Consider the following 25,675-nt stretch of genomic DNA (forward strand, 5'->3'; position numbering starts at 1 on the left):
AAACATGCAAACGGGGCGCCGGGCGGTGAATCACCGCGCTGCGCCCCATTATTATGCCTATGACTGGCCAGTTAGGTAAGCGCCAATGCTGCCGCGCTCACCTGTCAACATCAATAAACGATGTCAGCGCGGCGGTTTTCTGCCCATGCTGCTTCGTTGCTGCCTTGTGCTTTAGGCTTTTCTTTGCCCAGCGACACGGCTTCCATTTGGCCTTCTGGCACGCCCAGGGCTGCCATCGACTTGCGCACGGCTTCAGCACGTTTCTGGCCCAGGGCCAGATTGTACTCAGCGCCACCGCGTTCATCGGTGTTACCTTGGATCAGGATCTTGCGGCTAGGCGTTTTCACCAGGTAAGCAGCGTGGTTTTGCACGACTGGGGTGTCCGCTTCGCGCACGACGTATTTGTCGAAGTCGAAGTAGATGCTGCGGTTAGCCAGCACGCCTTTTGGATCGTCCAGTGGATCGACCGATGCGGTCGTCACTGGCTGAACTTGACGGGTGTCAACTGGAGCTGCGACTTTTTCAGGAGCGCGCTCAACCACTGGGGTTTCGGCTACTTTGACTGGGGTGCTGCAGGCGGACAGCAGAGCTGCGGTAGCGGCGATGAAAGCCAAACTTTTAAAGTTACTCATTTTTATTCTCCGGGTCATGGTTAAAGGTGAAACTGTACAGCATTTACTTCATAAAAGGACCCCAGGTGGGCTCCTTGATATTGCCAGCTTGCGTAGTCAAACGCTGTTTGACGCGGCCATCCACCGATACCACTGCCAGCGACTTGCGTCGTCCGGATTCGGTCGCGTACATGATATATTTCCCGTTGGGCGAAAAGCTCGGTGATTCGTCGTTGGCGGTGTCCGACAGGCGCAGTTCCTGGCCACTAGCCAGGTCGAGCGCGTAGAGCTGGAAATTGCCGTCGCGACGGGAAATATAAGCAAGTGTCTTCCCGTCGGACGAGATCCGCGGGCTGATGTTGTAGGAGCCGCCAAACGTCACGCGCTTGGCTTCGCCACCGCTGGCCGACATACGGTAGATTTGTGGTCCGCCGCTGCGATCGCTGGTGAAGTAAATGCTTTGGCCATCGGCCGAGAATTGAGGTTCCGTATCGATGCCGCTGCTGGTGCTGGTGCGGCGCAAGCCGCTGCCGTCGGCATTGACGGTGTAGATCTGGGTATGGCCGTCGCGCGACAGGGCCACGGCCAGGCGCGAGCCATCCGGGCTCCAGCTCGGCGCGGAATTGCTGCCTTTTTCATTCGACACGATGGTGCGCTGGCGCGTCACCAGGTTTTGCACGTAGACGATGGGCTTTTTCTTTTCAAACGACACATACGCGACCTTGGTGCCGTCCGGCGACCAGGCAGGCGAAATGATCGGCTCGTTCGAGCGCAGCGCGACCTGGATGCCTTCGCCATCGGCGTCGGCCACTTCCAGCCGGTATTCGCGGCCCGATTGCGTGACGTAGGCGATGCGCGTGGCGAACGCGCCTTTGACGCCCGTCAGCTTTTCATAGATATCGTCGGCGATCTTGTGCGCCAGCAAGCGGTTGAACTGCGGCGCGGCCGCATTGTTCATGCTGGAAATCTGCGCGCCCTTGATGGTGTCGAACAGCTTGTAGCGCACGTCCAGGCGGCCATCGGCCATGCTTTGCACGGTGCCGGCCGCCAGCGCATCGGCGCCGCGCGACTTCCACTGTTCGTAGCTGACGGGCGCCGTTTCCGATACGGGCGCATCGGCATCGATCAGCTTGAACACGCCGCTGCGCGCCAGGTCGGCCTTGATAATGCCCGACAGCGATTGCGGCGCCGCCGATTCATTGACGAAGCTGGCGACAGCCACCGGAATCTGGTTGCTGCCGATCCCCGTAATCTCCACGCGCAGCTGCGCCTGGGCGCTGGACGCTCCCAGCACCAGGCTGGCGCAGAGCACGACATAGCTCATTTTTTTCATGGTCATCATTTAGGCAAATCCTTCATCTCGAATATGAGTTCAATCTCGCGTTCCACGGTGCCGTCTTTTTTCTTCGGCAGTGGCGACGATTTATTAATGGCGTTTTCCACCGAGCTGTCATACGCCGGCAGGCCGCTACTTTTAATCTTTCGGACCGAAATAATTTCCCCAGTTGGCAGTTGCTCGATCTTGAACACGGCGCGCGGGTTGCCCGGCACGTCCGTGCTACCGCTGTACGCGATATTGCTCTTGATCTTGCTCGTCAGGGCAGCGACATAGCCGCTGTCCTTGCGTGGCGCGGTCGATTTCTCGGCCGTGCCCGTCGTGCCGGCGCCCGCCGCACCCGTGATGCGGCTCATTTCCGCAGCGCGTGCCTTGTCGGCGGCTTTTTTCTCTTCTGCCGCTTTTTTCGCCTTGGCAGCTTTTTCCGCCGCCGCTTTTTTATCGGACAGTTCCTTCTCGGCTTTTTCTTCCGCCGCTTTTTCTTTCTCTTTGGCCTGCTTGGCTTTCTCCAGCTTGTCGGCCTTTTCTTTTTCCAGCTTTTCAGCCTTGTCTTTTTCTTTCTGCTTCTGTTTTTCCAGTTCGCGCTTTTCTTCTTCGCGTTCCTTCTGTTCCTGCTTGCGGCGTTCTTCCGCTGCCGCTTTCTCTTTTTCTTCCTTCAGCTTGGCCTTCTTGCGCTCAAGGGCGATCTCCGCCTCGCGCAGGTCGACCTTCGGCTCGGGCGCGGCCACCGGCGGCGGTGGCGGCGGGGCCGGCTGTTCCACTTCCGGTTCCGGCGGCGGGGCCGGTGTCGGCTCCGGTTCCGTCGCCACTTCGGGCGGCGGCGCGGCCGTCTGCACTTTCATGTCCCACACTTCCGCTTCGACGGCGACAGGTTCCGTATTTTGCCAGTGTACGCCCACCCACAGGAAAAACAGCAGCCCAAGGTGCATCGCCAGCGCCAGGCCCAGCGAGGGCCAGCGGCTGCGTTCGCGCGGCACGCTGTAGGGCTTGCCGAGTACATGGTCGATTTGTTTGTTCTGCAAAGTCTAGTCTATCTAAAAACGGTCAAGTCTGGAAACACGATGCTGCGCTTACTTGGTGGCCAGGCCAACGCGGGTAATGCCCATCTTTTTCGCTTCCGAAATGAGCTGGATCACATCGTCGTACTTGCTTTCCTTGTCGCCCGCGATCATCACGGGATAGTCGGGATTGCTCTCGTGCAAACCGCGCAGCTTGCGCAGCAGGGCGTCGCGGTTCGGTTCCGTTTCCGGCGACAGCTGTTCCTTGCCGATGACGCCGATCGACAGTGAACCATTCGGTTTCAACACGATCTGAATATAGTCATCGGGCGGTTTGGCCGATTTTTCCGCGTTGGGCAAGTTCACCACGCTGGGATTGTTCGACGACGGCATCACCATGAAAATGATCAGCAGCACCAGCATCACGTCGATGTACGGCACGACGTTGATCTCGGACTTGAACTTGCGGCCACGGCCGCCGCGCATGCCGCCGCTATTGAATGAGGAACCCATGGACGCTGCCCCCTCTTAGCGCGACTGGCGCTGCAAGATGTTGGAGAATTCCTCGACGAAGCTCTCGAAGCGGATCGCCAGGCGGTCGATGTCATGCGAAAAACGGTTGTAGGCGACGACGGCGGGAATCGCGGCGAACAGGCCGATGGCGGTGGCGATCAGCGCTTCGGCAATGCCGGGCGCGACGGCGGCCAGGGTGGCTTGCTGCACGTTGGCCAGGCCGCGGAAGGCGTTCATGATGCCCCAGACGGTACCGAGCAGGCCGATGTACGGCGAGACGGAACCGACGGAAGCGAGGAAGGCCAGGTGCGATTCGAGCACGTCCATTTCACGCTGGAAGGCAGCGCGCATGGCGCGGCGTGCGCCGTCGAGCACGGCGCCGACGTCCAGCGCTTCACGCGAACCGTAGGAAGCCTTGCCCTTGATGAATTCGCCCATGCCGGCGTCGAAGATGCGGGCCAGCGCGCCGCTCTGGTCGCGGTTGCCGCTGGCGTTCTGGTGCAGCGCATGCAGGTTGCCGCCGGCCCAGAAGCTGCGTTCGAATTCGATGGTTTGCTTGCGCGCCTGGCGCACGGCAAACATCTTGCGGAAAATGTAGGTCCAGCTGGTCAGGGAAATCAGCAGCAGCAGGGCCATGATCAGTTGCACGATCAAATGGGCATTGGAGATGAGCGCGAGGAAAGAAAGATCTTGTGTAACGTTCATTGGCTGGCAGTCTGTTGGGTGAATTGTCCGGAGGTGGCGGGTAGGGCTCAGGCGGCGCGCATGCGGGCCGCGACTGCATCAGGCACGGCGCGCGGACGCAGTGCCGAATCGACGCAGCCGATCTTGACGCGGGCCGTGTTGAGCAGGCGGTCGCCGCACCAGGCTTGTTGCAGGAAAACGATGGAGGCGCGCCCCATTTTTTCTATGTTTAAGGTTAATCTTACCGTGTCATCGAGCCTGGCTGGCGCATGATAGTCGGCGTTGACGCTTTTGACAACGAACATTGCGTCGTGTTGTTCCAGCAATTCCTGCTGGCCCACGCCGATGGCGCGCAGCCATTCGGTGCGCGCTCGCTCGAAGAATTTCAGGTAGTTAGCGTAATAGACGATGCCGCCGGCGTCGGTGTCTTCATAGTAGACACGTACGTTCCAGGTAAAGACTGAAGGCATGTTTATTGCGCCAGTAGTGAGATTGAGCAACATTTTACGCGATTTTTCTTCTTGTGACTGTGGGCGCTTGCTGGAAAGCCATGCAAAAGCTGCATATAAGTTGCACCGCAGCATTGTAAAACGGAGGGCTGCAATGGCAAGCCCCGTAACATACGCTTACATGCCTGAGTAAAGTTTACATCCAGCTTAAGACGATGGGCCGGTGCTGCCCGGGCGGCGATTATAGCCGCACGCTTGCATTCCTTGCTCAATTTGGGCACTTAACTTACAATTTGCATTCCATTACGTCTCACGTGACTGGCGAAAAGTCGGGCGATCTCCATGAGTGGCGATCGGCAATCCGGCGAAAGGTGGGCACCCACCGGGAAACGTGAGATTTTTCATCAGCCGTTCGCCTGGGTAGCCACTATGGAAAAGCACGAAGAGGCTGCCTGTCCAATGTTGTTATTCACTTAACGCCGGCTCCCCTCATTCGATCCAATCTGCCAGTACAAGCACCCTCATACTTGGAGTTTTTACATGTTTGCAAAAGATCACACCCTCGCCAACGTCGATCCTGAATTGTTCGCCGTCATTCAAAAAGAGAACACGCGCCAGCACGATCATATCGAACTGATCGCGTCGGAGAACTACACATCGCCAGCCGTAATGGAAGCGCAAGGCTCGCAGCTGACGAACAAGTACGCCGAAGGCTATCCAGGCAAGCGCTACTACGGCGGCTGCGAATACGTCGACGTGGCCGAGCAACTGGCCATCGACCGTGTCAAGCAGCTGTTCGGCGCCGAATGCGCGAATGTGCAGCCGAACTCCGGCTCGCAAGCGAACCAGGGCGTGTTCTTCGCCATGTTGAAACCAGGCGACCTGATCATGGGTATGTCGCTGGCCGAAGGCGGCCACCTGACCCACGGCATGCCGCTGAACATGTCCGGCAAATGGTTTGACGTCGTCTCCTACGGTTTGACGGCGGAAGAAGACATCGACTACGAGGCAATGGAGCGCCTGGCCCGCGAACGCAAGCCGAAATTGATCATCGCCGGCGCGTCCGCGTTCTCGAAAAAGATCGACTTCGAACGCTTCAGCAAGATCGCCAAGGAAGTTGGCGCCTACTTCATGGTCGACATGGCCCACTACGCGGGCCTGATCGCTGCCGGCCTGTACCCGAACCCGGTGCCGTTCGCCGACTTCGTCACCTCGACCACGCACAAATCGTTGCGCGGCCCGCGCGGCGGCATCATCCTGATGAAGGCCGAACACGAAAAAGCCATCAACTCGGCCATCTTCCCTGGTATCCAGGGCGGCCCGCTGATGCACGTGATCGCCGGTAAGGCCGTCGCCTTCAAGGAAGCGCTGAGCCCTGAATTCGTCGAATACCAGAAGCAAGTGATCAAGAACGCCGACGTGCTGGCGAAAACCCTGATCAAGCGCGGCCTGCGCATTGTTTCCGGCGGTACCGAATCGCACGTCATGCTGGTCGACCTGCGCGCCAAGAACCTGACGGGCAAGGAAGCCGAAGCCATCCTCGGTTCCGCGCACATCACCTGCAACAAGAACGGTATCCCGAACGACCCGCAAAAACCATTCGTCACTTCGGGCATCCGCCTGGGCAGCCCGGCGATGACGACGCGCGGTTTCAAGGAAGCGCAAGCGGAAGAAGTGGGCAACCTGATCGCCGACGTGCTGGACAATCCGCATGACGCCGCCACCATCGAGCGCGTGAAAGCGGCCGTGAAAGTCCTGGCCGACGCGCACCCTGTGTACGCCGCATAATAATTTGTCCAGAATGTGTCATACGGAGTAAGATTCTGTATGACACATTCCTTCGTGCCCAAGGGCGCCCGGAGTGATTCGGGCGCCCTTTGCACAAGGACGGCGATTTCCCGTAATTATTACTATAAAGTTGTAACCAGCCCATGAAATGTCCATTTTGCCAGCACGGCGACACCCAGGTTCTCGATACGCGCGTATCGGAGGAAGGGGATGCCATTCGGCGCCGCCGCCGCTGCGGCAAATGTGACAAGCGTTTTACCACGTACGAGCGCATTGAACTTATCATGCCGGCCGTCGTCAAAAAGAATGGCAGCCGGACGGAGTTCGCTGCGGATAAGTTGCGCGGCAGTTTGATGCTGGCCTTGCGCAAGCGTCCCGTTGCGGCCGCCTCCGTGGATACGGCCATCGCGTCCATCCAGGAAAAACTGCTGACCAGCGGCTTGCGCGAAGTCGATTCCGGCTATATCGGCGAACTCGTCATGCAAGAACTCAAGCGCCTGGACAAGATCGCCTACATCCGCTTCGCCTCCGTCTACAAGAACTTCGAAGACCTGGCCGAGTTCCAGGATGCGATTGCCGAAGTGGGGCAGGCGCGCAAGCCCTGACCTTCGGCTTCTTGCTCGCCTTCTTGCTCACCACGCCCAGGTTCGCCTGGCAAGCGGCCTGATCAACACCCACGCTGTTCTTCTCACCTTATCGCCGTGCTGTTTGCGCTAGCGCAGACCCGGCTTTTTACGCGCGCCTATCTTGTAGCTGGGCCGCCTGTTCCTGCGACTCTTTCTGCGAAAGGGAGTAGCGCATGCGCAATGGCGGTCGCACTATGTTTCCTGCCGGTGGCAGCAGCCTCGTCGAGGTGCTCGTGTCGCTGCTGCTGTTGGCGCTGGGCCTGCTGGGCGCCAGCATCCTGCAACTGAATTCCCTGCGCGCGCGCCATGAGTCGGCGCTATTGTCGGCGGGCGTGCAACTGGCCGCCGGCATGGCCGAACGCATGCGGGCGAACAGCGTACTCATGAATGGCCCCGACACGGGCAATCCCTATCTGAACGTGGCCTACGCGGCGGCGGACGATGCTGAAGCTGGCGGCGGTGCGCCCGACTGCTTCGGCGCCACCGCCTGCAGCGCGGCCGAACTGGCGCAATTCGATATCGCCGAATGGAAGCAGCGGCTGCATGCGGCCTTGCCCGGCGCGCGCCTGCATATTTGCCGCGACACTTCCGCGTGGGATGCCGCCGCCCAAGGCTTGCAGTGGGCGTGCAGCGGCGGCAAGGGCGCGCCCATCGTTATCAAGCTGGGCTGGCGCGGCCGCCTGCCCGATGGCTCGCCTGCCGTGAATGCGGCAGGCGAGTCGTTGCCCAGGCTGGCATTCCAGCTGAGCGGAGGCGGCGCATGAACGAGGTCCTGTATCGGCATCGCGGCATGAGCCTCGTCGAATTGCTGGTGGCCCTGTCGCTGGGCGCGCTGCTGATGCTGGCGGCCAGTAGCGTGCTGCTGGCCGCCAGCGGCAGCTATGGCGACCAGTCCGCCAGCGCGCGCTTGGACGATAACGGCCGCTATGCACTCGACACCATCGCCCGCGCCGTGCGTCAGACGGCGTACGTAAACTGGGACAGCAACGCCGCGCCCGTCGCCCATGCCGATTACGACAGTGCCAATGTGGCCGGGCTCGACGCGCGCAGCCTGGGCAAGAACAGCGAGGGCATCAGCGGCGCGCTGCCCGGCGCCCTGCATGGCAGCGACGTGCTGGCCCTGCGCTATTACGGCACCGGCAAGGAAGAGGGCGGCGACGGTTCCGTGCTCAATTGCGCGGGTTTCGGCGTGGGCGCCGCGCAAACGCAGGCGCAGCGGGGCTGGAGCATTTTCTATGTAGCGCAGGGCGCCGATGGCGAGGGCGAACTGCGTTGTAAATACCGTGGCGCGAACGGCTGGGGCGCGGACGCCATCATCCGTGGCGTCGACGGTTTCCAGGTGCTGTATGGCCTCGACACGGATACGCCGCCCGACGGCGTGGCGAACCGCTATGTCAACGCCAGCGCGCTCGACGCCTACGATGCGGCATTGGTACTGGAGGGCGCGGATGCGGCCGCGCGCCAGCGCGATCTGTACCGGCGCACGCACTGGAAGCGCGTGGCCAGCGTGCGCGTGGCGCTGTTGCTGCATGGCGAGGCGGGCCAGGCGGACAAGATGGCGGAACTGGGGCCGGCGCAGTTCGACCTGTTCGGCAAGGTGTATGCCGAGGCGCACGCGGCCGGCGACACGGGCGTGCGCATTGCGCGCACATCCTTGCCCGCCGCGACGCGCTCGCGGCTGCGGCAACTGGTGCAGACGAGCATCATGCTGCGCAACGGGCCGGCCTAGGCGGGCGGCGCGGTGGCAGGCAGGGGCATCCGCCGGTGCGAACCTTGGTGCCCATCTTGCGTACGCCACGGTGGCGCGACCCTCGTGTATGTGCTGTGCCTGCTGGTGATCATCTTGCTGCTGGGCATATCGGCGGCGCAGATGGCCTTGCAGGGTGAGAAGGCGGCACGCGGCGAGCGCGACCGGCAGATCGCGTTTCAGGCGGCGGAGGAGGCATTGGTGGATGCGCAGAACGATATCGAAGGCTTGCCCGGCGCGCCGGGACGCAGCAGCCTCTTCGCGCCAGGCAGCGCGGCAGGGTTTGCGGACGGTTGCGGGGAAGGGGGCACACTGGGCCTGTGCCTGCCCGCCGCCCCGGACGCACCGGCGCTGTGGCTGAGCACGGACCTCGATGGCGCTGATGCTGGCAGCCGCGCGGTGCCATACGGCCAGTTTACGGGCGCCGTCATGCAGACGGGGCAGGGTTTCCTGCCGTCGCGCCGGCCCCGCTACCTGATCGAACTGCTGCCGTTTCACCCACCCGGCGCGCAGGCCACGGCAGCGGCCGGCGGTATGGCCGTGGAAAGCTATGTGTACCGCATCACGGCTATCGGTTTTGGGGCGCAGGAAAGCACGAAAGTCGTGCTGCAAAGTTATTACCGCAAACAGGCGGTGGGAGCGGGGCCATGAGGGCGCCTTGGCACGCCTGGCTGCTGCTGGTCGGCCTGGTTTTCCTGACTTGCGGCGCCGCCGTCGCTGCCGCTCCTCCCGTGATGCTGGCGAGGGCCGACACGGGTTTGTACGGCGCCAGGGTGCCGCCGAATCTGCTGATCAACCTGTCCCTCACGCATGCGGCCGCCGCTGCCGCGCATGGCGGCGACTATGCGCCGCAGCGCGAGTACGCAGGGTACTTCCATGCGCGCATGTGCTACAGCTATCCGTACCGCAGCAAGGACGGCGTCATGCTGCCCGACTTGCGCGTAGCGACCGCTTACTTCTCCGTGCTGAAACCGGCCGATGCGCTGCACGGATGCGGCGGTGACAGTTTCAGCGGCAATTTTCTCAACTGGGCCAGCACGAGCATGCTCGACATCGTCCGCTATGCGCTGACGGGCGGCGACCGCGTCATCGACGAAGTGCGCAAGACGGTGCTGCAGCGCGCTTATTTGCCCGATGCCGACAATCCCATCGACTTCTTTGCCCACCCTGTCTTTTTCCCGCGCAAGCTCCTGCAGACCGGCGTGGCGGCCGCGACGCCGTTTGCGCTGGCGCAACTGGCCATCGTTTCCTGCCGCAACCGCTTGCTGTTCGGCGACGCCAGCTTGCCCTCGGGCAGCAGTTGCGACGCGCCCGGCGCTACGGCCTCGCACGGCGTGTTCCTCGCGCGCGTGCGCGTTTGCGACACGGAAGAGGGGCCGTTGCGCGACGACTTGTGCCTCGCATATGGCAAGAACTACAAGCCGGTGGGCGCCGTGCAGCGCCATGGCGGCAGGGTGCGCGTAGGCGTGTTCGGCCACTTGAACGGCCAGCCCGCCAGCGCCGGCCCCGTGTATGGCGGCGTGCTGCGCGCGCCACTGGCCCACGTGGGCAGGCAGCGCTGGGCGGCGCCCGATTTTATGCCGCAAGACAATGCCGACGCCGAGTGGAATCCCGCCAACGGCGTGTATGCGACTCAATCTACGTCTCAAGCTGCGGGCCCTGGCGGCGGGGTGACCGCTTACATCAATGGCTTGGGCCGCGGCAATGCCGGGCATCCCGGTGTGTACGCGAAGGCGGCGCCGCTGGCTGAATTGCTGTACGAATCGCTGCGCTACCTGCAGGGACGGCAGGCGAGCCCTGTGGTGCCGCCCGCCACGGCCCCGCCTGCCATCGACGATGGCTTGCCGGTCGTGACGCCATGGAGCGACCCGCAAACGGCCAGTTGCCAGCGCCACATCGTCGTCAGCCTCGGCGATGCTGGCATGGCTGGTGACCGTTACGTGCCCGGAAATGTCCCTGTGGCTCCCGCATCGAATGGCGACCGCGCACGCGCTGCCGATGGCTTTGCGCCGCCGCCGTTCGATGCGATGGCCTGGACGCATGCGATGGGCAGCTTGGAAAGCGGCGGCGCGCAGGGCAATCCCGCGCCGCGGCCCGACCTGGCGGCACTGGAATTGCTGGACGACGGGGCGGGCGGCGCCAGCTACCATTCGGCTGGCTTGGCTTACTGGTCGCATGTGCAGGCTTTGCGTCCCGGTGGCAAGAACGACGGCGTTGCCAAGGTCGAGCACTACGCGGGCGACTTGCGCCAGGGCGACCCGACCGCCATGCCCCTTTCTACGCCCTTGCTGCTGGCAGCCAAATATGGCGGCTTTCTCGATGCGAACGGCGACGCCAACCCGTTCAAGAGCGCGACGGGCAACGCGCTGGACGAGTGGAGCCTGGACGGCCGCTGGCCCGCCCATTATTTGCCCGGCAGCGATCCGGCCACCCTGATCGCGGGACTGCGCGCAGCCTTTGCGTCCGCCGACAAGGCAACCTTGCCAGCGACGCTTGCCGGGCCAACCCTGATGGCGCTGGCCAGCGGGACGGAAGAGGCATACTGGTTCCAGACGCAGCTGCGCCTGGCCGATGGCGGCATGAGCTTGTCGCGCACCGCGTTTGCCGTGGGGACCGATGGCGCAGTACTTCCCGGCAAGCCATGGTGGCGCGCAGGCGGATTGGATAAGCCCGTGCCGGAAGGAACTCCAGCGGCCTTGCGTCCCGTCTACACGCTCGATGCCAAGGGCGCCCTGATGCCGCTGGCCTGGAAGGGGCTCGATGCGGAACAGCGCGGCGCATTCGACGGCGGCGATGGACTGGGAGAAGTGCGCCTGGCGTATCTGCTGGGCCAGCGCACGCACGAGGTGGGCCAGCCGGGCGGCTTCCTGCGGCGCCGCTCAGGCAGCCTGGGTGCCGCGCCGCATGGCAATCTGCTGTACGTGGGCGCGCCGGGGCTGGGCATGCCGGGCGCCAGCTATGGCGTGCACCGCAAGGCGCTGCTGCAGCGGCGAAAAATGCTGTACCTGGGAGGCAACGATGGCTTGCTGCATGCGTTCGATGCGCGCACGGGCAGCGAAGTGTTTGCCTATCTGCCGCAAGCGCTGCTGCGCGCTGCGTCAGCCGTTGCGAGCACTCACTACAGCCCTGGCCCGCTGCTCGATGGCGCGGCGGTCACGGCGGAAGTAATGGCGCTCGGACATTGGAAGACGGTGCTGGTGTCGGGCATGGGCGGCGGGGCGCAAGGCGTGTTTGCGCTTGATATCACCGACCCGGCCCGCTTCGCGCAAGACGGGGCACTGTGGGAGTTTACGGACCGCGACGACAGGCTGATGGGCAACGTGCGTGCGCCGCCCGCTTTCGCCCGCATCAACATGGGCGGCAAGGAGGGTGCGCCGACCTACCGCGATTTTGCTGTCGTCGCCAGCGGCTATAACAACCATGTCAATGACGGCAAGGACACGACGGCGCCCGCATCGGCCGCCGCCATCTTCCTGCTGGCGCTGGACAAGGCGCCCGGCACGCCATGGACGTTGGGAAGTAATTACTTCCGGCTCAAGGTGCCTGTGGCCAGCGGTGGCGGTGATGGTGGCCATGACAGCGAGGCGGATACGGGCGCCAATGCCGCCCCCCACGCGCTGGGCCCGCCCGCCGTGGTGCCGGGTGGCGACGGCGCGCTGGCTTTCCTGTATGCGGGCGATTTGCAGGGCAATATCTGGCGTTTCGACTTGACTGGCGGGCCGCCGTGGAAGGATGGGCAGGGGCGCAAGCTCGTCTTTGTCGCGCGCGATGCGCTGGGCCGGCGCCAGCCCGTGACGCAGCAGCTGAACGTGGCCTACGCGCCCGGTGGCGGCTATCTGCTGCTGTTCGGCACGGGCAAGCTGGTAGAAGCGGCCGATACCTGGCCCGCCGCCTTTCTGTCGCAGTCGTTTTACGCCGTGCACGACGATGTGCGCGAGTCGTCCCCAACGCGCAGCCGGTCCGACCTGGAACAGCGCAGCCTGGGCGAGACGGCGGGCGGCGTGCGCGTGGACGGCGCCGAACTGCGCTACACAGGCAGCGATGCCATGCGCGGCTGGTACCTCGATTTTCTCGATACCGCGCAAACGGGCGAACGCAGCATCAACAGTGCCGTGCTGACCGCTGGCAAGGTGCTGTTCAATACCGTCCTCCCCGGGCGCGATCCTTGCGCCACGCCAGTCACCCGCCTGTACGTGCTCGACGTGCTGAGCGGTTTTGCCGCCGATGGCGCCGGGGTCGTGCAGGCGGGCGCGCAGACGGGACGCTTGTACGATGGCCTGGCGCGTGCGCCGCCGCTGGCGCTGGAACTGAACAGCACGGTGGGTGCCGCGACGGCGGCAGGGCGGGCCGAGGGGCGCAAGGAACTGGCCGTGCTGCAACCGGGCTTGCCCGGCGCTGCCAGCGGGGCGGTGCTCAAGGTTGTCAGCGCGCCGCTGCCGGCCCGGCGCCTGAGCTGGCGCGAAGTGGCGAACTGGCGCGAATTGCACGAGGCGGCCAAGAAAAAATAGGCTCGGCAAGGCGGGTGCTGCGTATCGGCTGGCGCTTTTTTGGGAAGAAGGGAGGTCGCATGGGAGCGCTGGCAAGCCGGAACCGGGCCGCAGCAAACGGTGGCGCCCCGTCTGCCGCCTTGGGCTTCAGCCTGATCGAACTGCTGTCCGCGCTGGCGATCATGAGCCTGCTGCTGGCGCTGGCCGTGCCCGCTTATCACGGTCACGTCGTGCGTGCCAAGCGGGTGCAGGGGCAGGCGGCCCTGCTGCGGCTGATGCAACAGCAGGAGCGCTATTACTCGCAGAACAATCACTATCTGGCATTTTCCTCGGCGTCGCCGGCTTCGCAGGCGCAGCAATTCCCGTGGTGGTCGGGCGAAGAAGGTGCCGCCGGCAGCGCATATGAAATCGAAGCGCTGGCCTGTCCCGGCCTGGCGATCGGGCAATGCGTGCTGCTGCGTGCCATGCCGGGCACGTCCAAGGTTGATGCGCAGTTCCAGGATGCCGATTGCGGTGTCCTGTCCTTGAGCAGCACGGGCCAGCGCGGCAGCAGCGGCCCGGCCAGCCGTTGCTGGCCCTAAGCCATGGCCACGCGCAAGCGGCCACCGCGGAGCAGGCACACATTCGGGCGTACCCTCGGGCATACCATGCTCGAATTGCTGGCCGTGCTGGCGATTGCCGCGCTGCTGGCGGCCGCTGCCTTGCCCAGTTTGCAGCAGGTGCTGGCGCGACAGCAAGTGCGCGCGGCGGCCACGGACTTGTTCTCGGCCATCGAATTGACGCGGGCACAGGCGATGGCGCGGGGACAGCGCGTGCTGCTGATGCCGGCCGGGCCAGGTGGCACGGACTGGCGCACGGGCTGGCTGATCTTCATCGACCGCAATGCCAGCCTGGCGTTCGATGGCGATGACGAATTGCTGTTCCGCCAGGGGCCGCTGCCGGAGGGCATCACGGCCCAGTTCGTGTTCTCGTCGGCCACGGCGCCGTTTTATATCGCCTACAATGGCGCAGGACGCAGTTGCAGCGCGACCAATAGCCTGGCGGCGCGCTGGGGTACCTTGTCCCTGGCTTTGGGAAAGCAGGTGCGCCATATTAAAATCAATATGCTGGGCAGGGTGCGCGTGTGCGATCCGCAGCAGCAGACGGTCAATTGCAGCGGCGTGGCCGACAGTTCGTAGCAAGATTGACCAATTACTCACCTTCAAGCAAAGAAGCCCGTGGAAATACTCAACGATATCGATGGCATGCGCCTGGCGCTGGAATGGGCGGCGCGCGGTCTGTACACGACCTCGCCCAATCCCCGCATCGGCTGCGTGATCGTCAGGGATGGCCAGGTGATCGGCGCTGGCGTGACGCAGGCGGCCGGGCAGGATCATGCCGAGGTGCAAGCGCTGGCCAATGCGGCGGCGCGCGGCAACGACGTGCGCGGCGCCACCGCCTATGTCACCCTGGAGCCGTGCAACCACCATGGCCGCACGCCGCCATGCTCCGATGCGCTCGTGCGCGCGGGGCTGGGCCGCGTCGTGGCCGCCATGACGGACCCGAACCCGCTGGTGGCGGGGCAGGGGCTGGCCAAGCTGCAAGCGGCCGGCATCGCCGTCACCACGGATGTGCTGGCCGACGAAGCCTATGAAATGAATATCGGCTTCTTTTCGCGCATGCAGCGTGGCAAGCCGTGGGTGCGCCTGAAAACGGCGGCCAGCCTGGACGGCATGACGGCCTTGCACAATGGGCAAAGCCAGTGGATCACGGGGCCGCAGGCGCGCGCCGACGGCCACGCGTGGCGCGCGCGCGCCTGCGCCATCCTGACGGGCATCGGCACGGTCAAGGCGGACGACCCGCAACTGAACGTGCGCGCCGTGGAGACGCCGCGCCAGCCGCGCCGCATCGTCGTCGACAGCCGGCTCGACATCAGCCTCGACGCGCGCATCCTGCAAGGTGGCGGCACGTGGATCGTGGCGGCCGTCGCCAACCCGGAAAAGGAAGCGCAGCTGCAGGCGCTCGGTGCGGAAGTCATCGTGCTGCCGAACGGGGACGGCAAGGTCGACCTGCCCGCGCTGATGCTGGAACTGGGACGGCGGCAAATCAATGAAGTCCACGTCGAGGCCGGCGCCAAGCTGAATGGTTCGCTGATACGCGAAGGCTGCGTCGACGAGTTGCTGGTCTACCTGGCGCCCACCTTGCTGGGCGATGCGCAAGGCATGTTTGACTTGCCCGCATTGACGGATATCAAGCAACAGCGCACTTTGCAATTTCACCAGGTTCAGCAAGTGGGCGAAGATGTGCGTATCCTTGCAAGATTCGCCCAGCGCAATTAATACTTTTACACTTTATAGGGTTAGTTCATGTTTACAGGAATTGTTGCCGCCATCGGCAAGATTGAAACCGTGCAGCCGCTCGACGGCGGCCTCGATGCAGGCGTGCGCCTGAACATCCACGCGGGCGGCTTGCCGCTGGCCGATGTGGCCCTGGGCGATTCGATCGCCATCAATGGCGCCTGCATGACGGTGGTGGAAAAATCGGACACGGGTTTCGCCGTCGATGTCTCGCGTGAAAGCCTCAATTGCACCGTGGGCCTCGATACCACCACGGAAGTGAACCTGGAAAAAGCCCTGACCCTGGCCGAGCGCTTGGGGGGGCACCTGGTCTCCGGCCACGTTGACGGCCTGGGCATCGTGCGCAAGTTCGAAGCCGTGGGCGAATCGTGGGAACTGGTGATCGAAGCGCCCCATGAGCTGGCGAAATACCTGGCCTTCAAGGGTTCCGTCGTCGTCAATGGCGTGTCCCTGACCGTCAACCGGGTGGAAGACTTGGGCGCGGGCGCCGTCAACGGCTGCCGTTTCTCGATCAACCTGATCCCGCACACGATTGCCATGACGACCCTGAAACACTTGACGGTCGATGGCAAGGTCAACCTGGAAATCGACCTGATCGCCCGCTATGTCGAGCGCATGTTGTCCTTGGACAAGGCTGCCGCTTAACACCACAGCTTGAAGCAGCACACCAGCGGCCTTGCCAAGCGTGTGTTGCTTTTCTTTCAGACGCGCATACTATGAAGCTTTCCGCAGTGGAGGCTAGCCATGGACCCGATTTCGCGCGCAACCGTGCCCAACACCATCCCGGCCACGTCCCGCGTGGGCGAGACGGTACCGCTGGCGCCGCTGGCACCTGCGCTGCCCGTGCCGCCGTCCAGCGCGGCGGCGGCCCTTGCCATCCAGTCCTCGACCCAGGTCGACATCTCCCCGCTGGGCCAGTTCCTGTCCGGCGTGGCCTTGTCGCGCCGGCAACTGCTGGCCTTGCAAGGCGCCACGGAAGAGGCCAGGGCGGCAAATACTCCCGTGAATGTCAATGACGACTTGCTGGCGCTGGCGCGGCAGTTGACGGAATCGTTCGCCCAGCTGCAAACGAGCGGCATCGACGCCAGCCAACTGGCGACGGCCGGCGACACGCCGGGCAGCCTGGCGCAGCGCTACGATTTATTGTCGCGCGACGGCACGACGGATGCGGCTGCCGCGCTGGCGCAGGACGGCAGCTTGCTCACGCAAGCGCAGCTGGCCCGTATCGGCATCGACTTGCGCAATGAAGATGTCGATGCGCCAACGTTGCAAGCCGCCTATGCGGCCGACAGCAATGCCACCCTCGACGCCTTGCAACAGGGAACGGACGTGCTGGCGCAGGTGGGCGCCGTGCTGGCCCGGCAGCAGGGCGCGCCGCTGGAGGCCAATGTCGAAGCGGATCTGACGGGCGAAACATTGTCATCCAGCGCCACGCAGGCGTCGCAAGCCACGCAGCCGCAGGCCGTCGACGTGGCGCCGCCGCAAACGGCTGCCATCGCACAGCGGCAGCTGGAACTGCAGCAGCAACTGGAAGCGGAAGAGCTGAATCTGGACTTGCAGGAGTTGCGGCCGCCACCGGCGACAACCGGGCAGGACTTGCAGCAGGCGCAGAGGGCCAGCCAGCAGCGTTTTGACGCCCAGGATATCGACACGCAGCGCCTGGACGCATTGCGCCAGGATCAATTGCAACAGACGCAGCGCGAAGAGCAGGCACAGGCGGCAGCCGATGCGATGGAGCGTGCACGGCTGACCTCGGCACAGCTGGCCGACAGCGATGCCCAGCTGCGTGCGCAGGCAGAGGCCGCGCGTGCGCAGACCCAGGCGCGCGATACCCAGTTACAGGCGCAAGCAGGACTGGAGGCGACGGCCCAGGCCCAGCTGGCCCAGCAAAATGCCCAGGCGCAGCAGCAAGCCGCGCAAGCAGCGGGCCAGGCCGTGCCCTTGCCCTCATCGCAAGACCCATCCGTGGCGGCGGCCATTGCCGCCTATAACCTGAACAATGCAGCCCTGAATCCCGGCTTGATGAACCGGCCAGTGCCGGCCAGCGACTCGCGCCTGCCGCTGGTGGCGCCCGTCGCTGCCGTGGAACCTGTCAAGCCCGTGCCTAAAATCTAGGGCAGCAGGGTGGCGTCCAGGGTGATGTTGGCTTTCAGCAGCTTCGATACGGGGCAGCCGGCCTTAGCCTTGCCCGTCAATTCCTCGAATTTGGCCTGGTCGGCGCCCGGTATCTTCGCTTTGAGGATCAGGTGGACGGCCGTGATGGCGAAGCCGTCGTCCACCTTGTCGAGGGTCACTTCGGCCGTCGTCTCCATCTTTTCCGCCGTCAGGCCCGCTTCGCCGAGGATCAGCGACAGGGCCATGGTGAAACAGCCCGCGTGGGCGGCGCCGATCAATTCCTCGGGATTCGTGCCCGGCTTGCCTTCGAAGCGGCTGGCAAAGCCATAGGGATATTCCTGCAAGGCGCCGCTGCGCGTGCTGATGGCGCCCTTGCCATCCTTGATGCCGCCTGACCAGATTGCCGATCCGTTGGTTTTCATATTGCCGCTCCTGTGTGGGGTGTCGCTGCGAGTGGGGTATCAGCGCCGTGGCGGTGACTGGCTGATCTTATGCTCTTTGCAAGGCCGGCGGCGCGCGCTTTGCCGCCGCCGTGTGCGCCGGATCGGGGAATCGGCGCTTTGTAGGGCAGGCAGGGAGGCGGCCTGCCTATTGGTGTTGCTGGACTGTCTTATTTCAGGTCTGCAAGCGCTAAATCCTTTAAAATAGCAGGTTATAAGAAAATTCCCGGAAATTCGCGGAATATTCTCGCTTGATGTTTCAGGTTTAGGTTCAGTTTTTAGTTACATTAACAACGCCTGGCAAAACCGTCGCGAGCGGAAGGGAGAGGTGGCCGAGAAGCGCAACCGTACGAAGGTACGGTGAGCATCGCAGGCCGCCTATACCGACGCGCAGCAGGTTTTGGCAGGCGTCATAAGAGGATGAACAATGTCTATATCCAGCACCGAAGAGATCGTCGCTGAATTGCGCGCCGGCCGCATGGTGATACTGGTCGATGAAGAAGACCGGGAAAATGAAGGCGATCTGGTGCTTGCCGCCGATTTCGTGACGCCTGAAGCCATCAATTTCATGATCACGCATGCGCGTGGCCTGGTTTGCCTGACCCTGACGGAAGAGCGTTGCGACGAGCTGAACCTGTCGATGATGACCTCGCGCAACGGCACCGCCTACGGTACCAATTTCACGGTCTCCATCGAAGCGGCCGAAGGCGTGACGACGGGCATTTCCGCCGCCGACCGCGCCAAGACCATCCAGGTGGCTGTTGCCAAGGGCACGCAGCCCAGCGATATCGTCCAGCCCGGCCATATCTTCCCGCTGAAAGCGCAAAAGGGCGGCGTGCTAATGCGCGCAGGCCATACGGAAGCCGGTTGCGACCTGACGGCCATGGCCGGCTTGACGCCCGCATCCGTGATTTGCGAAATCATGAAGGACGACGGCACCATGGCGCGCCTGCCGGACTTGCTGGTGTTTGCCGAGCAACATGGCCTGAAAATCGGCACGATTGCCGACCTGATCCATTACCGCAGCCAGACCGAGTCCCTGGTCGAACGCGTTGCCGAGCGCACCCTGCACACGGCGCATGGCGAATTCCGTTTGATCGCCTTCCGCGACAAGCCCAGCGCGTCGGCCCATCTGGCCCTCGTGCATGGCGACCTGGCTCCAGGCCTGGAAGCGCTGGTGCGCGTGCACCAGCCCGTTTCCCTGCTGGACGTGCTGGAAAGCGAAGCGACCACCCACTCGTGGACGGTGGCCGCCTCGATGGCCGCCATCAAGCAGGCCGAGCGTGGCGTGATGGTCTTGCTGAACTGCGGCGAGACGTCGAGCGAGCTGTTTGCCCAGTTCGCCGCCCTGGACACGCCGCAAGCCAAGCCGAAAGGCCGCGCCGCCAGCATGGACTTGCGCAGCTATGGCATCGGCGCGCAAATCCTGCGCGACCTGGGCGTGAGCAAGATGCAATTGCTGGCCAGCCCCCGCAAGATGCCGTCGATGGTCGGTTTCGACCTGGAAGTAACAGGTTTTCAGTGCCATCCTGGCCAGACGCCTAACTAAATCTACTGCGCGTCGCGATTTGCGGCCTGCGATGCTCACTGTACCTTCGTACAGTTGCGCTTCTCGACCACAACTCGCTGCCGCTCGCTACGATTTTGTCAGGCGTCAATGTGAGAGTAAACGATGGCGGCATGTGTGTGTCGCCCTGAACCACCAGATTAAAGAGGCTTATGATGACAGTAGGAGCATATGAAACCAATTTTGCCGGCGAAGGTTTGCGCGTCGGTATCGTCCAGGCACGATTCAATGAAATCGTCGGTGGTGGCTTGCTGTCGGCATGCCTGGAAGAGTTGAGCAAGCTGGGCGTGGCCGATGAAGATATCCTGCACGTGACCGTGCCGGGCGCCCTGGAAATCCCACTGATTCTGCAAAAAATGGCAGAAACCGAGCAATTCGACGCCCTGATCGCACTGGGCGCCGTGATTCGCGGTGAAACCTACCACTTCGAGCTGGTATCGAACGAATCGGGCGCGGGCATCACGCGCGTCGGTCTCGATTACGGCATCCCGATCGCCAACGCAGTGTTGACGACCGAAAACGATGAGCAGGCGGAAGTGCGCATGCTGGTCAAGGGAGCCGAAGCGGCACGCGTGGCAGTGGAAATGGCCAATCTGGCGCAAGCGCTGGAAGAGTTGCAAGACACAGACGAGGATTAATCGTGCTTGCGCCGCAGTGTGCTGCCTGGCAGCGCACCGCGGTATTCGTCACTATCTGCAGTAAATACGTATTTAAGAACAGGTAACAATCATGACTGAGAAAAATTTGCTCGCCAATCCCAGCAAAAACCGCACGCCGCGTCACCGCGCGCGCGAGTTTGCGCTGCAGGGCTTGTACCAGTGGCTGCTGAACAATGAAGACGCGACCACCGTCGTGAACAATATTCGCGCGGCCCACGGTTTCGACAAGGCCGATGGCGATCATTTCACGGTGCTGCTGTACGGCGCCATCAAGGATTCGCTGGCGCTGCGCGAAAGCATGGCACCATTGATCGACCGCAATATCGCGGAACTGTCGCCGATCGAACACGGCATCCTGCTGATTGGCGCTTTCGAGCTGAAGAACAACATGGAAATCCCGTACCGCGTCGTCATCAACGAAGCGGTCGAGCTGGCCAAGTCGTTTGGCGGTATCGACGGCCATAAGTATGTGAACGGCGTGCTCGACAAGCTGGCAGTGAAATTCCGCGAGGAAGAAGTCAACGCCAATAAGCGCAAGTAATATAGCGTAATCCCTGCGGCTGCTGCCGCAGGGCAATAAAAAAGCCACCGGCACTTGCGTGCGGTGGCTTTTTTACTGGGTGCTGCTTTTTGGATGCCCCTGTGAGGGCTTTTAAAGGGTCACAGGCCGGCGATCTCGTTGTGGGGTAATACTTTGATGGTGATGCCGCTTTCCGCTACCGCTGCCGGTGCCTTGGCTGGCGCTGGCGTGTTCGATGCCATCACCGGTGTCGTGGTCGGCACGCGCTGGCCGGCGGACACTTGTTTCAGGCGGCGGTATTCGGCCAGCACGCGCGAGCCGTAGCCCGAGTCGGTGGCGAAGTTGGCGGCGCCCACGTAGGTTTTCAAGCCCGCTTCGACGGAACCGCCACGCGTGACGTAGTCTTTCAGGATCAGGGAGCCGACGCGGATGTTGGCGACGGGGTTCAGGGCTGCTTGCACGCCGCCCATTTCCTGGAAGCGCTCATGGTGCACTTTCGACATGACTTGCATCAAGCCTTGTGCGCCGACCGGGCTTTCCGCGAACGGGTTCAAGCCCGATTCGATGGCCATCACGGCCAGGATCAGCAGTGGGTCCAGCTTGATTTCGCGGGCCGTCAGGTAAGCCGTCGAGACGAGCATATTGGTCGCGTCGTTGGCCACGCGGTAGCGCTTGGAGAGCCAGTTGGTAACCCATTGCTGCTGCTTTTGCGTGCCCAGCAAGGCTTTTTCTTCCTTGCTCAGCGGTGCGTCGCTGGCGGCGGCCGTTTGCACGGAAGCGGGCGCTTCCATCAGTGCCGACAGGGCCGGCGCTTCAACGGCTTGCGCTTCTGCCATCGGCAGCGGGAACAGGCTGTGCGTCAGTTGCTTGCCCAGGTCAGGGCGGAACATCAGCAGGGCGATCAGTGCCAGGGCGGAAATGCCAAAGACTGTCAGTGTGTGTTGTGCAGTGGTCAATACGCCACGTGCCGAAATGGCTTGTGCGCGGGCGCGCAAACGCGCCAACGCTGGCTGGCCAGCCACGGTTGAAGCAGGTAATGCTGCTTCAGTGCTACGATGAGTCATAGAGTTCCCCGAAATGTCGCGTCAACAGGCAGTCCCTCCGCGGTGTCGCGGTGTTGTGGGTACTGCCAATGCCGTGCATCAGAAATATCATCGTTTCCGCCGCGTATGGATGCGTGCGAGAAACGCCGTCATTGCTTGCTTGAGCTGATCGGTCCCATGCTGGTATTGGATCAGTCGCAATACAACTTTTACCGGGGGTAAGGCAGACGCCTTTTGAAAACACTCCTTAAAATGTCATGTGGAGCCCCGACTCCGTGAATGAAAGAGAAACGCTAAAATCAAGCTCTGGGCCGGCGTGCTCTTTCAAGTTGGGCGAATTGTAGAAGCCGTTTTATATCAAGTCAATACTAACGAATCGTTTCTTTATTACTTTTATGTCTTACTTTTTGACTTGCATTGTGCCAAAAGCCAATAAAATCAATTACTTGGCATAGATCCTTCAGCAACGGCGTCCGACGTCAAAAAAAATTAAAAACACATGAAATATTCAGATTTACGAGATTTTATTTCTCAACTGCAACAAATGGGTGAACTTAAGCCCATTTCGACCCCCATTTCACCGATTTTGGAGATGACGGAAGTGTGCGACCGCACCTTGCGCGCGGGCGGACCGGCCTTGCTGTTCAATAATCCGACGGGATACACCATGCCGGTGCTGGGCAACCTGTTCGGCACCACGCGCCGCGTGGCGCTGGGCATGGGCGCGGAAGACGTCAGCGAGTTGCGCAAGATCGGCCATGTGCTGGCGCGCTTGAAGGAACCGGAACCGCCGAAGGATTTCAAGGATCTGCTGGGCCTGGGCTCGCTGGTGAAATCCGTGTGGGACATGTCGCCGAAGGAGTTGCGCGGCGCGAAGTGCCAGGAAATCGTTTGGGAAGGCAACGACGTCGACCTCGCGCGCCTGCCGATCCAGCATTGCTGGCCCGGCGACGTCGCCCCCCTGATCACCTGGGGCCTGGTGATTACCAAGGGGCCGAACAAGAAGCGGCAAAACCTCGGCATCTACCGCCAGCAAGTGCTGGGACGCAATAAGGTCATCATGCGCTGGCTGGCGCACCGGGGCGGGGCGCTGGACTTCCGCGAGCACGCGATTCAAAGCAAGGGCAAGCCGTATCCGATCGCCGTCGCGCTCGGTGCCGATCCCGCTACTATATTAGGGGCCGTCACGCCGGTGCCCGACAGCCTGTCCGAATATCAGTTCGCCGGCTTGCTGCGCGGCAGCCGCACGGAGCTGGTGAAAGCCATCGGCAGCGAGCTGCGCGTGCCGGCATCGGCCGAAATCGTGCTCGAAGGCCATATCTATCCGGACGAAAACCATCCGAGCGGCTACGAGCATGCGCTGGAAGGGCCGTATGGCGACCACACGGGCTACTATAATGAGCAGGACAGTTTCCCTGTGTTTACCATCGACCGCATCACCATGCGCCGCGATCCGATCTACCACTCCACGTACACAGGCAAACCGCCGGACGAGCCGGCCGTGCTGGGGCTGGCGCTGAATGAAGTGTTCGTGCCGCTGCTGCAAAAGCAGTTCAGTGAAATCACCGACTTCTATCTGCCGCCCGAAGGCTGCAGCTACCGCATGGCCGTGGTGCAGATCAAGAAACAGTATGCGGGCCACGCCAAGCGCGTGATGTTCGGCGTGTGGAGCTTCTTGCGCCAGTTCATGTATACCAAGTTCATCGTCGTGGTCGACGAAGACGTGAATATCCGCGACTGGAAAGAAGTCATCTGGGCCATCACCACGCGTGTCGATCCGATCCGCGACACGACCCTGGTCGACAACACGCCCATCGACTACCTGGACTTCGCCTCGCCGGTCAGCGGCCTGGGCAGCAAGATGGGTATCGACGCGACGAATAAATGGCCGGGCGAAACGACGCGCGAATGGGGCACGACGATTGCCATGACGCCGGAAGTGAAGGCCAAGGTGGATGGGATTTGGCAGGAGCTGGGTTTATAGGTAGTGACGTAGGTCGGCTTAGCGCGCAGCGCGTAAGCCGACGTTGCGGTGCTTGCTTGTTCTGCAGCGCTTGGATACCCATTGCCTGCATACTTGGCAGTGTCGGCTTACGGCCTGCGGCCTAAGCCGACCTACGCCCACCTACGCCGACCTACGCAGCATTCACACGGCAATTTCCCAATCTTGCGCAGGTCGGTTATAATTGTCCCTGGCGGGCCCCTGCGCATCGTGGCATGGCTAACCTGGTCAGGTCGGGAACGAAGCAGCCACGGCTATTAACCATGAGTGCCGCAGATCAGGCTCGCCTCCTTCGGGAATGTTTTATCAGGATCAACAATCAAGCTGCCATGGGCAGCTTTTTTGCTTTTACGGCCCCGTTTTCTTGCTGACCCGCAGCATTGCCGGTCTTGCCGTGTTTTCACTGTTTCTAGCTGGCCATGTTATACAATTGCTGCTTTGCCGCGTTTGCCAGATTTGTCCTGGCCCGGCCATGAGGCTTGCGCCCGCCGCGCAGGATCACCCGCAAAATCGCATGGTAAAATCTCAGCATGTCCTATCAAGTCCTCGCCCGTAAATACCGCCCCAAGAATTTCGAGACGCTCGTCGGCCAGGAGCACGTCGTGCGCGCGCTCACGCATGCCTTGCACAGCGGCCGATTGCATCACGCCTATCTGTTCACGGGCACGCGCGGCGTCGGCAAGACGACCCTGTCGCGCATCCTGGCCAAGTCGCTCAATTGCATCGGCCCCGATGGCACGGGCGGCATCACGGCCCAGCCTTGCGGCCAGTGCGAAGCGTGCACGGCGATCGACGCGGGGCGCTTTGTCGACTATATAGAGATGGATGCGGCGTCGAACCGCGGCGTCGATGAAATGGCGCAGCTGCTCGAGCAAGCCGTGTATGCGCCAAGCAATGCGCGCTTCAAGGTCTATATGATCGATGAGGTGCACATGCTGACGAACCACGCGTTCAACTCCATGCTCAAAACCCTGGAAGAACCGCCCGAGCATGTCAAGTTCATCCTGGCCACGACGGACCCGCAAAAGATTCCAGTGACCGTGCTGTCGCGCTGCCTGCAGTTCAACCTCAAGCAGATGCCGCCCGGCCACATCATCAGCCACCTGGACAATATCCTGGGACAAGAGGGCATCACCTTTGAACAGCCGGCCTTGCGCCTGCTGGCCCAGGGCGCCCACGGTTCCATGCGCGATGCGCTGTCCTTGACGGACCAGGCCATTGCGTATGCGGCCGGCGCGGTCACCCTGGATGCCGTGCAAGGCATGCTCGGTGCGCTCGACCAATCGTATCTGGTGCGCCTGCTCGACGCGCTGGCGCAGCAGGATGGCGCCGATCTGCTGGCCGTGGCCGACGAGATGGCGTCGCGCAGCCTGTCGTACAACGGCGCCCTGCAAGACCTGGGCACCTTGTTGCACCGCATTGCGCTGGCGCAAACCGTGCCCGCCGCCTTGCCGCAGGATCTGCCTGAGTACGCGGACATCGTCCGTTTGGCTGCCGCGTTTGACGCGGAAGAAGTCCAGCTGTTTTACCAGATCGCCGTGCATGGCCGCAATGAACTGGGCCTGGCGCCCGACGAATATGCGGGCTTTACCATGACCTTGCTGCGCATGCTGGCCTTTCGGCCCGGCATAGGCGGCGCCGATGGCGTGCCGGCGGCAGCGCCAGCTTCTGTATCGGGCAACCGTCCCGCGGCCGTGGCCGCCGCGCGCGCCGCCGCCGGCGCATCCGCACCGGCCGCCCGCGCCGCCACGAAC

Annotated in this window: 24 protein-coding genes, 1 other RNA gene and 1 riboswitch; of the genes, 17 read left to right on the forward strand and 8 right to left on the reverse strand. The window is 62.7% G+C overall.

Annotated elements, in window-relative coordinates; translation table 11 throughout:
- Positions 1-110: 110 nt before the first annotated feature.
- The 6 genes from pal to ybgC are packed head-to-tail and all read right to left on the reverse strand — an operon-like array spanning position 111 to position 4,612.
- Positions 111-632: a peptidoglycan-associated lipoprotein Pal gene (pal, locus tag KO538_RS27285; protein ID WP_034759187.1), complete on the reverse strand. Its 522-nt coding sequence runs from the start codon at positions 630-632 to the stop codon at positions 111-113.
- A gap of 43 nt (positions 633-675) precedes the next feature.
- Positions 676-1,944: a Tol-Pal system beta propeller repeat protein TolB gene (gene tolB / locus KO538_RS27290; RefSeq protein WP_034759574.1), complete on the reverse strand. Its 1,269-nt coding sequence runs from the start codon at positions 1,942-1,944 to the stop codon at positions 676-678.
- 5 nt (positions 1,945-1,949) lie between these two features.
- Positions 1,950-2,969: a cell envelope integrity protein TolA gene (tolA, locus tag KO538_RS27295; protein WP_080698819.1), complete on the reverse strand. Its 1,020-nt coding sequence runs from the start codon at positions 2,967-2,969 to the stop codon at positions 1,950-1,952.
- A gap of 48 nt (positions 2,970-3,017) precedes the next feature.
- Complete coding sequence (locus tag KO538_RS27300; RefSeq protein ID WP_223278896.1) at positions 3,018-3,458, reverse strand: ExbD/TolR family protein; 441 nt, start codon at positions 3,456-3,458, stop codon at positions 3,018-3,020.
- A gap of 15 nt (positions 3,459-3,473) precedes the next feature.
- Positions 3,474-4,163, reverse strand: a complete 690-nt coding sequence (tolQ, locus tag KO538_RS27305; RefSeq protein WP_034759183.1) for a protein TolQ — start codon at positions 4,161-4,163, stop codon at positions 3,474-3,476.
- Between the two features lie 47 nt (positions 4,164-4,210).
- Positions 4,211-4,612, reverse strand: a complete 402-nt coding sequence (gene ybgC, locus KO538_RS27310; protein ID WP_051992036.1) for a tol-pal system-associated acyl-CoA thioesterase — start codon at positions 4,610-4,612, stop codon at positions 4,211-4,213.
- 283 nt (positions 4,613-4,895) lie between these two features.
- Positions 4,896-5,020: riboswitch (ZMP/ZTP riboswitch) on the forward strand.
- A 111-nt stretch (positions 5,021-5,131) separates the two neighbouring features.
- On the opposite strand from ybgC, the gene glyA reads away from it, so the two are divergent.
- From glyA to KO538_RS27365, 11 genes are all read left to right on the forward strand, one after another.
- Positions 5,132-6,379 (forward strand): serine hydroxymethyltransferase, encoded by a 1,248-nt coding sequence (gene glyA, locus KO538_RS27315; protein ID WP_034759173.1) that lies wholly within the window; start codon positions 5,132-5,134, stop codon positions 6,377-6,379.
- Between the two features lie 143 nt (positions 6,380-6,522).
- The gene (gene nrdR, locus KO538_RS27320; RefSeq protein WP_034759169.1) at positions 6,523-6,984 is read left to right on the forward strand and encodes a transcriptional regulator NrdR; all 462 of its coding nucleotides are present in this window, start codon (positions 6,523-6,525) and stop codon (positions 6,982-6,984) included.
- A 215-nt stretch (positions 6,985-7,199) separates the two neighbouring features.
- The gene (pilV, locus tag KO538_RS27325) at positions 7,200-7,769 is read left to right on the forward strand and encodes a type IV pilus modification protein PilV (protein ID WP_219330234.1); all 570 of its coding nucleotides are present in this window, start codon (positions 7,200-7,202) and stop codon (positions 7,767-7,769) included.
- On the forward strand, positions 7,766-8,734 hold the full coding sequence (locus tag KO538_RS27330; RefSeq protein WP_219330235.1) for a PilW family protein: 969 nt from the start codon (positions 7,766-7,768) through the stop codon (positions 8,732-8,734). The genes pilV and KO538_RS27330 overlap by 4 nt, the downstream gene beginning before the upstream one ends.
- An 84-nt stretch (positions 8,735-8,818) precedes the next feature.
- On the forward strand, positions 8,819-9,403 hold the full coding sequence (locus tag KO538_RS27335) for a PilX N-terminal domain-containing pilus assembly protein (RefSeq protein WP_374106895.1): 585 nt from the start codon (positions 8,819-8,821) through the stop codon (positions 9,401-9,403).
- On the forward strand, positions 9,400-13,260 hold the full coding sequence (locus tag KO538_RS27340) for a pilus assembly protein (protein ID WP_219330237.1): 3,861 nt from the start codon (positions 9,400-9,402) through the stop codon (positions 13,258-13,260). The genes KO538_RS27335 and KO538_RS27340 overlap by 4 nt, the downstream gene beginning before the upstream one ends.
- A 59-nt stretch (positions 13,261-13,319) precedes the next feature.
- Positions 13,320-13,820 carry a type IV pilin protein gene (locus tag KO538_RS27345; protein ID WP_219330238.1) on the forward strand — a complete coding sequence of 167 codons (501 nt, stop codon included), beginning with the start codon at positions 13,320-13,322 and terminating at the stop codon, positions 13,818-13,820.
- Between the two features lie 66 nt (positions 13,821-13,886).
- Positions 13,887-14,417: a GspH/FimT family protein gene (locus KO538_RS27350; protein ID WP_219330239.1), complete on the forward strand. Its 531-nt coding sequence runs from the start codon at positions 13,887-13,889 to the stop codon at positions 14,415-14,417.
- 39 nt (positions 14,418-14,456) lie between these two features.
- Positions 14,457-15,557 carry a bifunctional diaminohydroxyphosphoribosylaminopyrimidine deaminase/5-amino-6-(5-phosphoribosylamino)uracil reductase RibD gene (gene ribD / locus KO538_RS27355; protein WP_374106896.1) on the forward strand — a complete coding sequence of 367 codons (1,101 nt, stop codon included), beginning with the start codon at positions 14,457-14,459 and terminating at the stop codon, positions 15,555-15,557.
- A 27-nt stretch (positions 15,558-15,584) separates the two neighbouring features.
- Positions 15,585-16,220 carry a riboflavin synthase gene (locus KO538_RS27360; protein ID WP_034786589.1) on the forward strand — a complete coding sequence of 212 codons (636 nt, stop codon included), beginning with the start codon at positions 15,585-15,587 and terminating at the stop codon, positions 16,218-16,220.
- A 99-nt stretch (positions 16,221-16,319) separates the two neighbouring features.
- Entirely contained in the window at positions 16,320-17,690 is a 1,371-nt protein-coding gene (locus KO538_RS27365) for a hypothetical protein (RefSeq protein WP_219330240.1), read from the forward strand.
- Here KO538_RS27365 and KO538_RS27370 read toward each other — a convergent pair.
- A complete protein-coding gene (locus KO538_RS27370) occupies positions 17,687-18,112 on the reverse strand; it encodes an OsmC family protein (protein ID WP_034759136.1) in 426 nt (141 codons plus the stop codon). The genes KO538_RS27365 and KO538_RS27370 overlap by 4 nt on opposite strands.
- A gap of 445 nt (positions 18,113-18,557) precedes the next feature.
- Between KO538_RS27370 and ribBA the strand changes: the two genes are divergently transcribed.
- From ribBA to nusB, 3 genes are all read left to right on the forward strand, one after another.
- On the forward strand, positions 18,558-19,679 hold the full coding sequence (gene ribBA / locus KO538_RS27375; protein WP_034759133.1) for a bifunctional 3,4-dihydroxy-2-butanone-4-phosphate synthase/GTP cyclohydrolase II: 1,122 nt from the start codon (positions 18,558-18,560) through the stop codon (positions 19,677-19,679).
- A 173-nt stretch (positions 19,680-19,852) separates the two neighbouring features.
- Positions 19,853-20,335 carry a 6,7-dimethyl-8-ribityllumazine synthase gene (gene ribH, locus KO538_RS27380; RefSeq protein WP_034759563.1) on the forward strand — a complete coding sequence of 161 codons (483 nt, stop codon included), beginning with the start codon at positions 19,853-19,855 and terminating at the stop codon, positions 20,333-20,335.
- A gap of 91 nt (positions 20,336-20,426) precedes the next feature.
- A complete protein-coding gene (nusB, locus tag KO538_RS27385) occupies positions 20,427-20,897 on the forward strand; it encodes a transcription antitermination factor NusB (RefSeq protein ID WP_034759129.1) in 471 nt (156 codons plus the stop codon).
- A gap of 119 nt (positions 20,898-21,016) precedes the next feature.
- On the opposite strand, the gene KO538_RS27390 is transcribed toward nusB, so the two are convergent.
- Positions 21,017-21,940: a lytic transglycosylase domain-containing protein gene (locus KO538_RS27390; RefSeq protein ID WP_051992030.1), complete on the reverse strand. Its 924-nt coding sequence runs from the start codon at positions 21,938-21,940 to the stop codon at positions 21,017-21,019.
- Between the two features lie 478 nt (positions 21,941-22,418).
- On the opposite strand from KO538_RS27390, the gene ubiD reads away from it, so the two are divergent.
- The 3 genes from ubiD to dnaX all read left to right on the forward strand — a co-directional run.
- The gene (gene ubiD / locus KO538_RS27395; RefSeq protein ID WP_034759127.1) at positions 22,419-23,903 is read left to right on the forward strand and encodes a 4-hydroxy-3-polyprenylbenzoate decarboxylase; all 1,485 of its coding nucleotides are present in this window, start codon (positions 22,419-22,421) and stop codon (positions 23,901-23,903) included.
- A 210-nt stretch (positions 23,904-24,113) separates the two neighbouring features.
- An RNA gene (ffs, locus tag KO538_RS27400) (signal recognition particle sRNA small type) lies at positions 24,114-24,212 on the forward strand.
- A gap of 239 nt (positions 24,213-24,451) precedes the next feature.
- The coding region (gene dnaX, locus KO538_RS27405) for a DNA polymerase III subunit gamma/tau (protein WP_219330241.1) at positions 24,452-25,675 on the forward strand (1,224 nt) is incomplete at its 3' end.

The sequence above is a fragment of the Janthinobacterium sp. NKUCC08_JDC genome (assembly GCF_019345575.1).
Taxonomy (GTDB): domain Bacteria; phylum Pseudomonadota; class Gammaproteobacteria; order Burkholderiales; family Burkholderiaceae_D; genus Janthinobacterium; species Janthinobacterium aestuarii.

Excerpts from the sequence above, each read along its gene's own strand:
- tolQ (WP_034759183.1), bottom strand. The coding sequence starts at position 4,163 with ATGAACGTTACACAAGATCTTTCTTTCCTCGCGCTCATCTCCAATGCC.
- ybgC (WP_051992036.1), bottom strand. The coding sequence starts at position 4,612 with ATGCCTTCAGTCTTTACCTGGAACGTACGTGTCTACTATGAAGACACC.
- KO538_RS27330 (WP_219330235.1), top strand. The coding sequence starts at position 7,766 with ATGAACGAGGTCCTGTATCGGCATCGCGGCATGAGCCTCGTCGAATTG.
- KO538_RS27360 (WP_034786589.1), top strand. The coding sequence starts at position 15,585 with ATGTTTACAGGAATTGTTGCCGCCATCGGCAAGATTGAAACCGTGCAG.
- nusB (WP_034759129.1), top strand. The coding sequence starts at position 20,427 with ATGACTGAGAAAAATTTGCTCGCCAATCCCAGCAAAAACCGCACGCCG.
- ribH (WP_034759563.1), top strand. The coding sequence starts at position 19,853 with ATGACAGTAGGAGCATATGAAACCAATTTTGCCGGCGAAGGTTTGCGC.
- KO538_RS27300 (WP_223278896.1), bottom strand. The coding sequence starts at position 3,458 with ATGGGTTCCTCATTCAATAGCGGCGGCATGCGCGGCGGCCGTGGCCGC.
- ubiD (WP_034759127.1), top strand. The coding sequence starts at position 22,419 with ATGAAATATTCAGATTTACGAGATTTTATTTCTCAACTGCAACAAATG.
- pal (WP_034759187.1), bottom strand. The coding sequence starts at position 632 with ATGAGTAACTTTAAAAGTTTGGCTTTCATCGCCGCTACCGCAGCTCTG.
- KO538_RS27340 (WP_219330237.1), top strand. The coding sequence starts at position 9,400 with ATGAGGGCGCCTTGGCACGCCTGGCTGCTGCTGGTCGGCCTGGTTTTC.
- pilV (WP_219330234.1), top strand. The coding sequence starts at position 7,200 with ATGTTTCCTGCCGGTGGCAGCAGCCTCGTCGAGGTGCTCGTGTCGCTG.
- nrdR (WP_034759169.1), top strand. The coding sequence starts at position 6,523 with ATGAAATGTCCATTTTGCCAGCACGGCGACACCCAGGTTCTCGATACG.
- glyA (WP_034759173.1), top strand. The coding sequence starts at position 5,132 with ATGTTTGCAAAAGATCACACCCTCGCCAACGTCGATCCTGAATTGTTC.
- KO538_RS27390 (WP_051992030.1), bottom strand. The coding sequence starts at position 21,940 with ATGACTCATCGTAGCACTGAAGCAGCATTACCTGCTTCAACCGTGGCT.
- ribBA (WP_034759133.1), top strand. The coding sequence starts at position 18,558 with ATGTCTATATCCAGCACCGAAGAGATCGTCGCTGAATTGCGCGCCGGC.
- tolB (WP_034759574.1), bottom strand. The coding sequence starts at position 1,944 with ATGAAAAAAATGAGCTATGTCGTGCTCTGCGCCAGCCTGGTGCTGGGA.
- KO538_RS27345 (WP_219330238.1), top strand. The coding sequence starts at position 13,320 with ATGGGAGCGCTGGCAAGCCGGAACCGGGCCGCAGCAAACGGTGGCGCC.
- KO538_RS27350 (WP_219330239.1), top strand. The coding sequence starts at position 13,887 with ATGCTCGAATTGCTGGCCGTGCTGGCGATTGCCGCGCTGCTGGCGGCC.
- KO538_RS27365 (WP_219330240.1), top strand. The coding sequence starts at position 16,320 with ATGGACCCGATTTCGCGCGCAACCGTGCCCAACACCATCCCGGCCACG.
- KO538_RS27370 (WP_034759136.1), bottom strand. The coding sequence starts at position 18,112 with ATGAAAACCAACGGATCGGCAATCTGGTCAGGCGGCATCAAGGATGGC.